The organism is Enterobacter cloacae complex sp. HYC003_NIDB (assembly GCF_056673375.1).
The window spans coordinates 1,169,978-1,184,170 of record NZ_CP114220.1 but is presented as its reverse complement, the minus strand read 5'-3'; the positions used below and the strand labels follow the sequence as shown (position 1 = coordinate 1,184,170).

Annotated in this window: 13 protein-coding genes; 8 read left to right on the top strand and 5 right to left on the bottom strand. The window is 57.1% G+C overall.

The annotated features are described in order from the left end of the window. Positions 1-10: 10 nt before the first annotated feature. The 7 genes from O1722_RS05615 to O1722_RS05585 are packed head-to-tail and all read left to right on the top strand — an operon-like array spanning position 11 to position 6,619. Entirely contained in the window at positions 11-865 is an 855-nt protein-coding gene (locus O1722_RS05615; protein ID WP_015571622.1) for a CheR family methyltransferase, read from the top strand. After that, the gene (locus O1722_RS05610; protein WP_017692814.1) at positions 862-1,923 is read left to right on the top strand and encodes a protein-glutamate methylesterase/protein-glutamine glutaminase; all 1,062 of its coding nucleotides are present in this window, start codon (positions 862-864) and stop codon (positions 1,921-1,923) included. The genes O1722_RS05615 and O1722_RS05610 overlap by 4 nt, the downstream gene beginning before the upstream one ends. Then, positions 1,913-2,299 (top strand): chemotaxis response regulator CheY, encoded by a 387-nt coding sequence (cheY, locus tag O1722_RS05605; protein ID WP_015571623.1) that lies wholly within the window; start codon positions 1,913-1,915, stop codon positions 2,297-2,299. The genes O1722_RS05610 and cheY overlap by 11 nt, the downstream gene beginning before the upstream one ends. 5 nt (positions 2,300-2,304) lie before the next feature. After that, the gene (gene cheZ / locus O1722_RS05600; protein WP_015571624.1) at positions 2,305-2,946 is read left to right on the top strand and encodes a protein phosphatase CheZ; all 642 of its coding nucleotides are present in this window, start codon (positions 2,305-2,307) and stop codon (positions 2,944-2,946) included. Positions 2,947-2,964: 18 nt separating this feature from the next. Beyond that, positions 2,965-4,110, top strand: a complete 1,146-nt coding sequence (gene flhB / locus O1722_RS05595; protein ID WP_015571625.1) for a flagellar biosynthesis protein FlhB — start codon at positions 2,965-2,967, stop codon at positions 4,108-4,110. After that, positions 4,110-6,203, top strand: a complete 2,094-nt coding sequence (gene flhA, locus O1722_RS05590) for a flagellar biosynthesis protein FlhA (RefSeq protein WP_033487536.1) — start codon at positions 4,110-4,112, stop codon at positions 6,201-6,203. The genes flhB and flhA overlap by 1 nt, the downstream gene beginning before the upstream one ends. Then, positions 6,200-6,619, top strand: coding sequence for a flagellar protein FlhE (locus O1722_RS05585; protein WP_223230136.1), 420 nt, complete (start codon positions 6,200-6,202; stop codon positions 6,617-6,619). Before flhA ends, O1722_RS05585 begins: the two co-directional genes overlap by 4 nt. Here O1722_RS05585 and O1722_RS05580 read toward each other — a convergent pair. From O1722_RS05580 to O1722_RS05560, 5 genes are all read right to left on the bottom strand, one after another. Then, positions 6,616-7,986: an amidase gene (locus O1722_RS05580; RefSeq protein WP_015571627.1), complete on the bottom strand. Its 1,371-nt coding sequence runs from the start codon at positions 7,984-7,986 to the stop codon at positions 6,616-6,618. The two genes, O1722_RS05585 and O1722_RS05580, sit on opposite strands and share 4 nt — an antisense overlap. Before the next feature lie 53 nt (positions 7,987-8,039). Next, entirely contained in the window at positions 8,040-9,335 is a 1,296-nt protein-coding gene (gene hisD, locus O1722_RS05575; RefSeq protein ID WP_033487537.1) for a histidinol dehydrogenase, read from the bottom strand. Further along, on the bottom strand, positions 9,336-10,478 hold the full coding sequence (locus O1722_RS05570) for a nuclear transport factor 2 family protein (RefSeq protein WP_033487538.1): 1,143 nt from the start codon (positions 10,476-10,478) through the stop codon (positions 9,336-9,338). It abuts the gene before it with no gap. A 105-nt stretch (positions 10,479-10,583) separates the two neighbouring features. Beyond that, on the bottom strand, positions 10,584-11,555 hold the full coding sequence (locus O1722_RS05565) for a nuclear transport factor 2 family protein (RefSeq protein ID WP_015571630.1): 972 nt from the start codon (positions 11,553-11,555) through the stop codon (positions 10,584-10,586). Beyond that, positions 11,552-12,622: a LacI family DNA-binding transcriptional regulator gene (locus O1722_RS05560; protein ID WP_003862277.1), complete on the bottom strand. Its 1,071-nt coding sequence runs from the start codon at positions 12,620-12,622 to the stop codon at positions 11,552-11,554. The genes O1722_RS05565 and O1722_RS05560 overlap by 4 nt, the downstream gene beginning before the upstream one ends. 308 nt (positions 12,623-12,930) lie before the next feature. Between O1722_RS05560 and O1722_RS05555 the strand changes: the two genes are divergently transcribed. Next, the gene (locus O1722_RS05555; protein ID WP_479954459.1) at positions 12,931-14,169 is read left to right on the top strand and encodes an MFS transporter; all 1,239 of its coding nucleotides are present in this window, start codon (positions 12,931-12,933) and stop codon (positions 14,167-14,169) included. The last annotated feature ends 24 nt before the right edge of the window (positions 14,170-14,193 follow it).

Below are 14,193 nucleotides of genomic sequence, written 5' to 3'. Positions count from 1 at the left end.
CGCCCTGTCTATGAGTGAATTTAAAGACATTCCCGTGCGCTTATCGCCAAATAAGCTTACGTTATCCGATTCTGAATTACAGCGTATTGGGCAACTGATCTATCGCCGCGCCGGGATTGTAGTCAACGCACAAAAACGAGAGATGATTTTTAATCGTTTATCACGGCGGCTACGGGCGCTGGGGATTGACACATTTCTTGAGTACATCAGCATTCTGGAATCCCACAGCGAGCATCCGGAATGGCAGAACTTTGTCAACGCGCTGACAACCAATCTGACCTCTTTCTTTCGCGAAACCTACCACTTCCCGGTGCTCGCAGAACACGCCCGTCAGCGGCCCAACGGCTACCGCGTCTGGTGTACTGCCGCTTCCACCGGGGAAGAACCTTGCTCCATCGCCATGACGCTGGACGAGACTCTGGGGAGCGCGACGGGAGGGCCACGCGTCTGGGCCTCTGACATCGATACCGAGGTGCTGGCCAAAGCGGAGGCAGGGGTATACCGCATGTCCGACCTACACTCGCTGACCCTGGTGCAAAAACGCCACTATTTTTTGCGCGGCTCGGGTGAGAACAGCGATCGGGTGAAGGTAAAGCCAGAACTGCTGGCCGCTATTCACTATCAGCGGCTCAACTTGCTGGACAACAGCTGGCCGCTGCCCGGACCGTTTGACGCCATCTTTTGCCGCAACGTGATGATCTATTTCGATGCGCCGACGCAGAAGCGTCTGCTTGAGCGCTTTGCCCGCATGCTGAAGCCAGACGGCCTGCTGTTTGTTGGTCACTCTGAACATTTTAATCATCCGCACATTCCACTCAGGCTTCGCGGCCAGTCGGTGTATGAACTTACGGAGGCCTTACGGTGAAACGGATACGGGTGCTGACAGTTGATGATTCTGCGCTCATGCGCAACATCCTGAGCGCAGTGATCAATCAACAGCCAGATATGGAGATGGTCGGCACCGCGCCAGACCCGCTGATCGCACGCGAGATGATTAAGCAGTTGAACCCCGACGTGCTGACGCTGGATATCGACATGCCGAAAATGGATGGGCTGGAGTTTCTCTCCCGTTTGATGCGCCTTCGTCCAATGCCGGTGGTGATGATCTCCTCGATGACCACCCGAGGCTCGAAGGCGACAATGGCCGCGCTGGAACACGGCGCCGTCGATTTTCTGGCCAAACCCGATCAGCGTATCGCCGGAAATCTGGAACTGTGGGGTGTGCAGGTCGCAGAGAAGATCCGCATTGCCGCGAAGGCAAAACTGGGACGTCAGGCTGAAGTGGCCTCGCCGATACTGCGGGGCATTACCGTGGATCCACAAAGCATTGTGGCGATTGGCTCCTCGACCGGCGGGACGGAGGCGCTGCGCCAGGTATTAACACCGCTGCCAGCCAGCGTCCCCGGTATCGTCATCGCCCAGCATATGCCTGCTGGATTTACCCGCTCCTTCGCCCAGCGTCTTGATTCACTTTGCCAGATAAAGGTGCATGAAGCGGATGACGGCGATCCGGTACTTCCGGGTACGGCATTGATCGCCCCCGGCGACAAGCATATGGAGATCGTCCGTCACGGAAAAGGGTACGCCGTCAGGCTGACCGACGCGCCCCCCGTCAACCGTCATCGCCCGTCTGTAGACGTTCTCTTTAACTCCGTTGCACAGCTGGTGGGCGCACATGCCAGCGCCGCCATCCTTACCGGAATGGGAGCCGACGGCGCACGTGGGTTGCTGGCGTTGCGGGAGTCGGGCGCGTTTACCCTCGCTCAGAGCGAAGCGAGCTGCGTGGTGTTCGGTATGCCTCGCGAAGCGATTGCCCTTGGCGCTGCCCGAGAAATCGTCGATCTCAATAAAATTAGCCAGCGTCTGCTGGAAAGTTTCAGCCATAAACCACGACGTTCAGGAGAGAACACACATGTCGGATAAAAACCTGCGTTTTTTGGTGGTGGACGATTTTGCCACCATGAGACGTATCGTACGTAACCTGCTTCAGGATCTGGGCTATTCAAATATTGAAGAGGCGGAAGATGGCCAGGACGCGCTGAACAAGCTGCGCGCCGGTGAGTTTGATTTCGTTGTGAGCGACTGGAATATGCCCAACCTTGATGGCCTTGAGCTGCTGAAAACCATTCGCCTCGACCCGGCGATGTCAAAGCTGCCGGTACTGATGGTTACTGCGGAAGCAAAGCGCGAAAACATTATCGCCGCCGCGCAGGCGGGTGCCAACGGTTACATCGTTAAACCGTTTACTGCCGCCACGCTGGAAGAAAAGCTTGGCAAAATTTTTGAAAAACTCGGGTGAATACTATGACCACTCAGCCTGGCGAGATCGCGGAACCGCCAAAGGATCTCTTTTTGCGTATCGGTCAATTAACCCGGCTGCTGCGCGACAGTATGGCAAATCTTGGCCTGGAGCAGGCCATTAAAGAAGTCGCGGACGCGTTCCCCAACACGCGTGACCGTCTCAACTACGTTGTTGGCAAAACGTCTCAGGCCGCCGATCGCGCGCTGACGGCCGTCGAGGTGGCACGACCGCTCCAGGAAAGATTAGGTGAAAATGCCGGTAAGCTTACTGAACGGTGGGACGCCTGGTTTGAAGAGCCACAGCCGCTTGACGAGGCGCGAGAACTGGTGAAAGAGACACGTACCTTTCTGCTGGACGTGCCGGCCACCGCTCAGCAAACCAACCAGCAGCTCACCGAAATAATGATGGCGCAAGACTTCCAGGATCTCACCGGCCAGGTGCTACAAAGCCTGATGCAGGTGATTCAGACCGTCGAAACCGAGCTGATCAGCGTGCTGGTTGAAAACATGCGCGAACGTGACGCGGGTATCGAACAGAGCGGTGACGCCCATCTCAAGAACGGCCCGCAGATTGATACCAGCGTCGCCGGGATTGTCGCCTCTCAGGAACAGGTGGATGACCTGCTGGAGTCGCTGGGCTTTTGATGACCCCAGGCCAACACTATGTCTGAAGAGAGCGAGAGCGACAAAACAGAAGACCCCACACCCCACCGAAAACAGAAAGCGCGGGAGGAAGGTCAGGTTCCGCGTTCGCGCGAGCTGACCACCCTTGCCATGCTTCTGGTGGGCTGGGGGCTTATCGTCGGCGCAGGTAGCCATCTGGCGACGCAGCTTGAATCTATTCTGCACAACGGGCTGACCTTTGATCGACTGCTGATCCGCGACCCGCAGAATATGTTACATCGTGCAGCCTCGCTGTTGAGCATGGCTTTTCTCGCCATTCTGCCCTTCGCCGGCGGGCTGTACGTGACCGCAATAACGGCACCGTCGATTATCGGCGGCCTGAACGCAAGCAGTAAGGCGCTAAAGGTTAATCTTAAAAAACTTAATCCCGTCACCGGTATCAAGCGTCTTTTCTCTGCCCAAATGGTATCAGAGATGATCAAAAGCATCCTCAAGGTGCTGTTGGCCGCCACGGGGGGAGGACTGTTTTTACTGCTCAATAAAAGCAGGTTCATCAATCTAATGTATGAACCGTTGGGCGGCGCGCTAAACGACATCAGCAACCTGCTGATTGGCTGCATGCTGTACGTGATTTTGTCACTGATCCCCATGGTGGCCTTCGACGTGATTTATCAGCTCTGGAGCAACTTTAAGAAGCTGAGAATGAGCCGCCAGGAGATAAAGGATGAATTTAAAAACCAGGAAGGTGACCCGCACATTAAGGGTCGCGTCAGGCAGATTCAGCGCCAGATGGCACAAAGCCGCATGATGGCCGAGGTGCCCACCGCCGATGTGGTCGTCAACAACCCGACCCACTATTCCGTGGCGCTGAAGTACCAGGAAGGCACCATGGGCGCACCGATCGTCGTCGCAAGCGGCAGTGGACTTATTGCCCTGCGCATCCGCGAGATGGCTGAAGAAAATCGGGTTCCGATGCTGGAAGCGCCACCGCTGGCGCGTGCGCTTTACCGGCACTGCGAGCCGGGTCAGCCGGTGCCCGGTGAATTATATAACGCTGTTGCCGAAGTCCTGGCCTGGGTATATAGCCTGCGCCGGTGGCGTAAAGGCTTTGGCTTGCGCCCAACAGAACCTAAAGATTTGCCGGTTCCCCCGGCGCTCGATTTTGCACAAGAGAGTAAAGAGTAATGGCTAATATCGCCACCAAATTACGTTTGCCCGGCATCAAGGAGACCCAGTGGCAGGTACTGGCCGGTCCAGTCCTGATCATGACGATCCTTGCGATGATGATCCTGCCGCTGCCAACCTTCGTGTTGGACTTGCTGTTTACCTTTAATATTGTACTGGCGATCATGATCCTTCTGGTCGCCATGTTTACCCAGAATACGCTGGAGTTTTCCGCCTTCCCGACGGTACTGCTCTTCTCAACGCTGCTTCGCCTGGCGCTAAACGTCGCCTCAACGCGCGTTATCCTGATGCACGGCCATAACGGCGCTGACGCCGCGGGCCAGGTCATCGAAGCGTTCGGCCACTTCCTGGTAGGCGGCAACTTTGCCATCGGCATCGTCGTTTTTATCATATTGATAATTATAAACTTTATGGTCATCACCAAGGGGGCCGGGCGTATTGCAGAAGTGGGCGCTCGCTTTACCCTTGACGGTATGCCCGGTAAACAAATGGCAATCGATGCCGACCTGAACGCCGGTCTGATCGGCGAGGAGGAGGCCAAGCGCCGTCGAAAAGAGGTGACTCAGGAGGCAGATTTTTACGGCTCCATGGACGGTGCGAGCAAATTTGTTCGTGGCGATGCCATCGCAGGCCTGCTGATCATGGCAATAAACATTATCGGTGGCCTGATTATCGGCGTAATGCAGCATGATATGAGCCTCAGCGCAGCGGGAGAAGCCTACACGCTGTTGACCATCGGTGACGGCCTGGTTGCGCAGATCCCTGGTCTTGTGATCTCCACCGCGGCAGGTGTCGTTGTAACGCGTGTGGTCAACGAGCAGGACGTAGGCGAGCAGATGGTCGGCCAGCTGTTTACCTCGCCTCGCGTGCTTGCCCTCTCTGCGGCCGTAATTGGTTTGCTGGGGCTAATCCCAGGCATGCCCAATCTGGTCTTTTTACTCTTTACCTCCTCACTTTTAGGCATTGCATGGTGGCTGCGGGGCCAGGAAGGTAAGGCGAAAAAAACGGGCGCCGCCCCCTCCGCCCCTACCCGAGCTGAAGCTGACGTGGCGCAGGTTAATGAAGTGACATGGTCTGACGTACAGATGGAAGATGTACTGGGGCTGGAGGTTGGCTATCGACTGATCCCTATGGTCGATCATGAACAGCAGGGCCAGCTGTTAACCCGCGTACGGGGTATTCGTAAGAAGTTCGCGCAGCAGATGGGCTTTCTGCCGCCAGCAGTTCATATTCGCGATAATCTCGACCTGCCGCCGACTCACTATCGTATTCTGCTAAAAGGGGTGACGATTGGTAAAGGCGAGGTCCAGCCCGATCGCTGGATGGCGATCGATCCAGGCTGTGCAGAGGGAGAAGTGCCCGGTACGCCCTGTAAAGAACCAACCTTTGGACTTCCCGCTCTATGGATCGATGAAGTCCATCGCGAGCTGGCGCAGACGCTGGGCTATACCGTAGTCGATCCATGTTCCGTCGTCGCTACGCACCTGAACCACCTTATCAGCACCCACACGGACGAACTTTTCGGTCGCCAGGAGGCGCAGCAGCTGCTTGACCAGCTCACCAAACAGTCGCCGAAGCTGATAGAGGATTTGATCCCCGGGGTAATCAGCCTGACCACGCTGCACAAAGTACTGCAAAATCTGCTCTCCGAGCGCGTGCCGATCCGCGATATGCGGACCATCATCGACACGCTGGCTGAGTATGCCACTCCTCAGTCTGACGCTGACGAGCTGACGGCCCGCGTGCGCGCTCGCCTCTCCCGGGCGATTACGCAGCAGTGGTTCCCTGGCGACGACGATATCCAAATAATCGGCCTTGATATGTCACTTGAGCAGTTGCTGGTACAGGCAACCCAGAGCGGAAGCGCTATCGAGCCGGGAATTGCCGAGAATTTAATGAAACAGACCGAGCAGGCGTTGCAGCATCAGGAAGCGCTGGGTGCGCCGCCGGTTCTGCTGGTGAACCCGGCGCTGCGTTTGATGCTGTCCCGCTATCTTCGTCGCATCTTCCCTCAGCTTGCAGTGCTCTCCAGCCAGGAGATAAACACTCAGCGCAACGTGAGAATGACGTATCTCATTGGAGGTAAATCGTGATAAGAGCCGCCTTGCTTGTTCTGCTGCTTGCGCCACCGGCGTTTGCTGCGGACGGTTCATGGAGCAGCCATAGTTTTGGCGGCACGCTGTCGCGCGGCAAGCAGGTACTGAAAAGTCGTCCAGTTCAGCCCGCCACGCCCCTTCCGAAAGGGGTTACGCCGACGCATCTGCTGTGGAAGATTACACCGGACGGCCCCACGCCGCCGGGCTTTCGCATTCGCGTCTGTAACAACCTGCGCTGTCTGATGCTCAGGGAACTGGCGGGCGAAATCCCGTTGCCAGCGGGTTTCCCGGCCGCGGGCCCCTTTCGCTTTGAGTATCAGTCGGTAGCGCGCGGCGAAATGACGCCGCCGCTGACAATACTGAAAAATGAAATCACAATAAGGTATCGCGGCAAGGGGCCATCGGCGCCTTAAGAGAGGTTCTGACAAACGGTACCGCTCTGGCGATATCCTGCCTTAAACCTCAGCACCTCATTTATCCCGCCCAGCGCCCCCTCACATGCCAGCGCCAGCGTCATCAGCATCGTCTCATCCTCCTGCGCCGATAACATCTCCATCCCTACCGGCAGCCCGATACGGCTTACGCCACAGGGCAACGTAATGGCAGGCAGGCCGCTGATGGCGGCCAGTTCCGGCGCGCAGCCTGGCGGCATCTTCGCCATACTTTCTGGTAATCGTTGTACGGTGGGATACACAAATCCGTCGATGCGCTGCACCTCCGCCACCTGGCAAAGGTTCTGCCGCAACAGGCGCTGAAAGCGACGCCCCGCCAGCCAGAGCGGGGTTTTCAGCGTGTTACTCGCCAGCATCTGACGTAGAAACGGCGCAAACTCTGGCAGGAAAGCGCCGGAGTCCACAATGCTTGTCAGTCCGGAGGGAGCGCCAGGCTGTTTGCTAAGCCAGTCGTCAATCGCCACGCGAAATTCATACAGACTGAGGCAGGTGGCCTGCCTCACCTCTTCAAGGAAGGGGAGTGAAACCTCCACCAGCGTCGCTCCGGCACGGCGCAACGTGTGCAGCGCCGACTGCCAGACCTCCAGCTGTACCTCATCCTCTCCCTGTAACGCGGTCACCACGCCAAAGCGAACGCCTTTCAGCGAACGCACAGGAAGCGCAACCGGCGGCAGGCCATGGATCACCGCATGCAGCAAGGCGGCATCCTCAACGCTATGTACCATTGGCCCAACGGTATCTTTGCTGGGCGAGAGCGGCGCCACGCCGTCCAGCTGTGAACGGCGAAAGGCAGGCCGTAGCCCCACCAGCCCGGTATAGCTACAGGGAATGCGGATAGAGCCGCCGGTATCGGTACCCAATGCGCCATCCGCCATTCCAGCCGCCACCGCCGCGGCGCATCCTCCGCTGGAACCTCCGGCGGTGAGTGTCGGGCAAAGTGGATTCGCCACATCCCCCCCCAGCGAGCTACGCGAGCGCACATCGAACGCGAACTCGGACATATTGGCCCTGGCAAGAATAATCGCCCCCGCTCTGCGCAATCGCTGCACGACCCGAGCATCCGCTGTCGCGTTAAGTGAGGCCAGCGCACGGCAGCCAAGGGTGATCGGCATCGGCGCGCAGGCAATATTATCTTTGACGATCAGCGGCACGCCGTGCAGGGGGCCGATCGGCTCTCCACGCCGACGCTGCTGCTGATGCTGTTCCGCCTGAGACATGGCGTCAGGGTTAACCCCGAGGATCGCGTTGAGCGCCCGGTGCTGCTGTATGACGTCGAGACGGCGGGCAATTTCCTCCGGACAGTCGTCTGGCGGTATCAGGCGCTTCATAGTCTCAGGCTCCCCGTGCTGAAAACCGGGCAGAAGGCTGCCCGGGATACGTTTTAGTCCCGCATGCCGGTAGTAATGGCATCAATGTCCTGCGGACGCAGACGAATTTCCGCCGCCCGTCGGTGCCCCTGCATCCCCTCGGTACGGCTCTGGCGGATCGCCGGTTCTGCGATTGCCGGGATACCCTGCTCGTCAATCCACTGATGGGTACAGATTTTGACGTATGCCCCTACCCACAGACCGCCGGTATAGCGTGCCGCCGCCATCGTCGGTAACGTATGGTTGGTGCCGCAGCATTTATCGGAGAATACCACGCTGGCGTTCTGACCAATAAACAGCGAGCCATAGTTGCGGATCTTCGCTGCCGTCGCGTGCGGATCGCGGGTATGCACCTGCAAATGCTCCGTCGCCATATGGTCAGCAAACGCAATCAGCTGCGCTTCATCTTCGCAGAGCACAATTTCACCCTGCCGACGCCACGCCTCGCCCGCCGTGGCGGCCGTTGGCAGGCTGGCAAGCTGACGCTCAACCTCCGCCAGGGTACGCTCAGCGATATCCCGGCTGGTTGTCGCCAGCCCGACGCGGGTATGAATATCGTGCTCTGCCTGCGCCAGCATATCGGCGGCCAGAATGCGCGGGTCGACGCTGTCGTCGGCGATAGTAAAAATCTCGCTCGGCCCGGCGAGGGCATCAATGCCGACTCGACCAAACACCTGGCGTTTCGCTTCGTTAACGAAGGCGTTGCCTGGCCCAACGATTTTGTCCACCGACGGGATGCTCTCCGTTCCCCAGGCCATAGCCGCAATGGCCTGCGCGCCGCCAACTTTGAAAATGCGGTGCGCGCCCGCCAGATGGCAAACTGCAATCATCGCCGGATGGGCGCCCGGGGGCAGACAGGCGATAATCTGTTCACAGCCCGCCACCGTCGCAGGAACAATCGACATCACGGGTGCGGAGAGAATCGGATACCGTCCGCCCGGCACGTAGCAGCCCACCGTCTGCACCGGGATGATCCGGTGACCGAGATGCACGCCAGGCAGCGTCTCTACCTCCAGCGGCAGCATGGTCGCCAGCTGCGCCTGCGCAAAACGACGCACCTGATTAATGGCAAACTCACTGTCGCGGCGCGTCTGGGCATCCATCCCCTCCAGTGCTTCGGCAATCTCCTGCTCGCTCACCTCAAACTGCGCCGGTACGACATGATCAAACTGCTGCGAAAAGGCTCTTAGCGCCGTATCGCCCTCGGCTTTCACGCGCTCGATAATGGCGCTGACCTTCTCCGTCAGGGAACGATCGGCCTGCGCATCCTGCCCCTGCGGGCGCTTAATCCAGCTCACCTGATTTAACATTTACGCGTCCTCCATCTGGCCGAGTTTGATCTGCGCCAGCAGCGCCAGATGGTCATAAACCACCCACTCATCAACAATTTTTCCGTTGACGATGTGGTAGTGCGACATGCCCATCACGAACAGTCGTTCTCCGGTCGGCTTGCCGAGTTCGCCGTAACCCAGGTGATGTCCTTCGATAATCCAGCGTACGGCCACTTTGACGCCGCCTTCATCGCATGGGTTGGAACAAATATGCTGCGGCAGCCACGCGCCGTCAGGGATCATCCCCACCAGCGCCAGCGTCTGATGGGTTACCGCCGCGGTGCCGTACAGCTCTTTCATCAGCGGACCGTGCCACTGTACGTTAGGCGCATACACTTCTTTGATCTTGCCAAACATCCGGCGGTTGTAGATCTCATGCAGCCAGCGCAGGCACTGCTCCTCCGTATCGGTGTGCGCAATGGAAACATCGCACTCCATCTCCGGCGGATATTGCCCCAGCATGCGGCCGTTTTCGCCGATGTCCATCACGCGGAAGCCTTTATCGAACTGCTCCTTTGCCATATTAAATGCGATTTGATCGGTATTCAGGCCAAGCTGTTTCATCAGTGACATATTGTCGCTGACCACCCACTCCCGATAAATTTTATTCTCGTGGATCATGCAATCCGCCACGGTACGCGTCACAAACGTACGGTTCGTCGGTTTGCCTAAATGGCTGTACTGTGTATGCCGCCCGCTTCCCGTCACCAGGTGAGAGGTATAAAAACCGTCAACATCATTTCCGTTCCAGATAACCTGGGTTGCCATTCCGCGCCGTTCCGGGAAGGCAATTAAGCGTTGCAGCGTATCCTGCACCACCTGTTCGCGGTTATAGAGTGTCCCCAGCGCGTTATACAGCACGCAGTTATGGGTATAGTGAGAATAAATTAAGCCGACATCGCGCTCGTCCCATATTTTATGGGTGCAGCGAACGATATAATCGACAATATCGGTATAGCAGTCATCAAAGCCGCGTAATGATTGCACACGCGGTCTTTTTTCCGGTACCAGATCGACAAAATCACGACGCTCCACCTGTAATACAGGTTCCTCTTTCAGCGATTTCACGCTGCTTTTTTCGGGTACGGCTGGTGCTTTATTTGTTGCTTCGGTGGAAGACATATAAACTCCTGCTCTGTTTTCAGACAATAAGAACCCGCACCCGTAAGTGAGGGTGAATTAAACACGGTTATTTTTTGCAGCCGGAATAAGGGGGCTGCCGCCCCATTAATTAAATATTTGCGACCAAATCGCTAATTCATCGATCCCCAGATATTCACGGAAAATTAAACCATCACGTAATTCAAGCTGGCTGATACCGGTAATTGATATGGGTTTACGGGTCGGCGCACCAAATTTGCCGTAACCGTCATGCCAGGTTAACAACGACCAGCGCAATGAAAGTCGAATCGGCTCATTAGGATCTTTACGCACAATCAGGTGATGAAGCTGCGTTTCGCTGTCGGCAAATGAAGCGCGATAACCGGAAAGCTGTGCGCCAATTTCCTGTTCGCCGGTGCAGAGGCAGTGCCCCGGCGCGTACAGCGTCGCCGCCGGGTGATAGAGACCGGGCACCACGCCGCTGTTACCGCCCGCCCACATCGTTAAGTAGCGCTCAACGACCCCGGCCAGCGCCCCTTCAACGTCGTCGCCCTCAGGCCCACCCGCCCAGCGGGCGTCAAGCGTCTCAGCAGACACAGATTCCAGCCCAAGCTGCTGGCGCATGGTCGCCAGGTTAAAAGCAAAGTCGCGGACATCCAGCCCCAGTTGCGCCACAATCGCGGCACGATCCTGAAGCAGCCACTCCTGGCGTACGGCACCATCAACACAGATGCGATCGGCCCAGGTGCGGACCCAGACATTTTTCCCGGTCGGCGGGCCAAAAAATCCCTCCCCCTGGTGCTGAATGCGGGCTACGGTACGCTGCGCCGCATAGTACTCGTCCCCCGGGTTCTGGCTGCACAGAATATCCTCCGTCAGCACCGCTCGCTGCGGGAAGCTGTGCATCGCCTCAAGCGTCAGGCGCATAAACTGGGAAAGCTCATGCAGCTGTTTTTCGGGGGTAGTGAAAACCACCGGCGTGGCGTAAAAATCCGCCAGCTGGCCGATATCTTTCTGCTCCCACACCACGTGCGTCAGCGTCAAAATGAACTGCTGGATAGAGTCGAATTGAGGGCTGAAGCCCCGTAATCTGGTCATGTGCGCTCCTTAGACTGGAATAGCGTTAAACCATTGGTTTCGATAACGCCGCTGCGTGGGCGACGCGCCGAGTGGCGTATCACCAGCGTACCAGGCACCGTAATCTGTTCAGGCTCTATGGTTCCGCTATCAATTTGCTTCATTAACAGTTCCACCGTGGCATCCACCATCGCGCCGACCGGCTGCGACGCCGAGGTCAACGCATAAGAGGGCCAGCCGGAAGGGCCGATGTCGTCATAGCCGACAACGGAGACCTCCTCCGGAATGCGCAAACCAAACTCATAGCGCGCCACATCCATTACCGTGACGGCCATATGATCGTTGGCGACAAAGACCGCATCCGGCGCTGGCGACGTCGAAAACAGGGTATAGGCTGCCCGGGTGGTTTGCTGAGCGTCGTAATTCCCGTGCACCACCCGGACATCGGTGATGCCATGTTCTTCCAGCGTGGAAATGAACCCGCGCTGGCGGGCGATATTGACCGGGGAATCGGCCACGCCGCCCACGTAGGCAAAACGCTTGTGCTCCCCCGCCAGCAGAAACTCGGCAATCTGCCGCGCGGCCGCTTCGTTATTACTGTTGACGCTGGAGGCCATGCCACTCTCTTCGCTGCGGTTAAACAGCACTACCGGGATCCCGGCGGCAAGGCACTCCTCGGATAACTCCAGCGACAGCGTCACCGAGGCCAGCACAATGCCATCCACCCGGTACTGCATAATCTGGTCAAAAATACGGTCTACGTTACCTTCCCGATCGCCAACGAACAGCAGCAGGTGATAGTTCAGCGTATCCAGCTTTTGCGCCAGCGCCTCCAGCACCTGCGAGTAAAAGGGGTTATCAAAGTAAGAAATGACGACACCGATAATGCGCGAACGAGCCGTGTTGAGCGAACGGGCGATCGCATTCGGGCGATAGCCCAGCTCGCGCGCTGCCTTCAGCACTTTTTCACGCGTTGCCGGTGAAATGCTGGCCCCCGGCGTGAACGTTCGCGACACCGCAGATTGCGATACCCCCGCCAGCTGAGCGACCTGTTGGGATGTGACTGCTGCAAAAGTCTTACGTTTCATTACCCCTGATTCCTTATCAACGTCCTGCCCATTTGCACGTGCTTCAAACGCCTCAGCAAGTGGGTGTTTTTTATACTTACACCACCTTTGCATGCGTATGCAACACAAAAAATTAAAATTCTCACAACAAGATCGAGATCACTTTACAAATGTGAAACCTTTTCGTAACTTCAAATCTTGAATACGTATGCAAAGAGTTTTCATACCGTCAATGGTACCGGAGAGAACAGGAGTCGCCCAAAGGATTGAACCGGTAAACGTCGTCCCTGACTGGTTATAACCCATTAATTCTTAAGAGGTTCAAAACCATGTTTCAAGCACTGTTACGCCGTCGGGAAGCCCGGCTCTTTTTCATCATCAGCATCCTGTTCTTTATCTGCATTCATAGCATTGATGCATTCCTGGCCCCCATGATGATCAACCAGGGCATTGAGCCACAGATCATGGGCATCATCATGGGCGCGTCCGGTCTGGCAACCCTTCTGATACGCTTCCCGTTAGGCATTATTTCCGACGTGGTTAAAAGCCGCAGGATCTTCATCCAGATTGGCCTGCTGCTGCCAATTATCGCCTGGCCGATTGCCTGGCTTGAACCCAACGCCATTACGCTGTATCTGGCGAAAGCGGCAGACGGTGTCACGGCGGCGACCTGGGTGCTGTACAACATCCTGTTCATGCGTTACTTCGGTCGCAACGAAGCGCCTGCCGCCGTCGCGCTGCTGGCGCTGGCAGGGCCCATCGGCGTGTTTCTCGGTAACTGTAATGGCGCGGTGCTGATTCACTATTTCGCCAATAACATCGCCTTTTTTGTCTCCTGCATCTCCGCCCTGGTGGCGTTATTCCTGACGACCCGCATTCAGGACGTGCACGACCCGGTTCAGGCCCCCACGCTTAAAGCCTGCATTACCGGCGCGCGCCAGCAACTGGCCGACCGTTCCGTCTGGCTGATTGGCATCCTGGCGACCGTCGTCATTCTGGTGCCCTTCGCCACCCGCGACACGCTGACGCCGGTCTATGCCGAGCAGCTTGGCGCCCGGGCGGGGATCCTCGCGCTGCTGGGTAACATTCACCTTCTTTTTTACGGGCTGGCCATCGCCCTGTGCAGCTCGGTGTTTTATCAGCGCCTTGGGCTGGTAAAAACCGCCGTGCTCGGCATCGTTTTACAGGTGATTTCCACTTTCGGCATTCCCTTTACCAGCAATATCTATGTGATTTACCTGTGGCAGGCGCTGGCGGGGTTCTCGTTCGGTATGGCCTTTGCCGCATTCATGTCGCTCAGCGTAGTGAATACCTCGTCTGATGAACAATCCACGCGAATGGGACTATTCCAGACCATTTATTCCTGCGGCATGTTTGTCGGGCCGGTAATGATGGGCGTAATGATGCAACATATTAACCTGTCGTCCGGTTATATATTGATTGCCGCCCTTTCCGTTGTGGCCGCTATTGCCACGCCGCTGTCCGCTCGATGGGTATATGCCCGTAAAACGCAAACCTCAGCCCAATTATTAAAAAACGGTGCGTACGCTGCCGCGCCGGATCAATAACTCTTTCTGAAGTAAACACCCTTT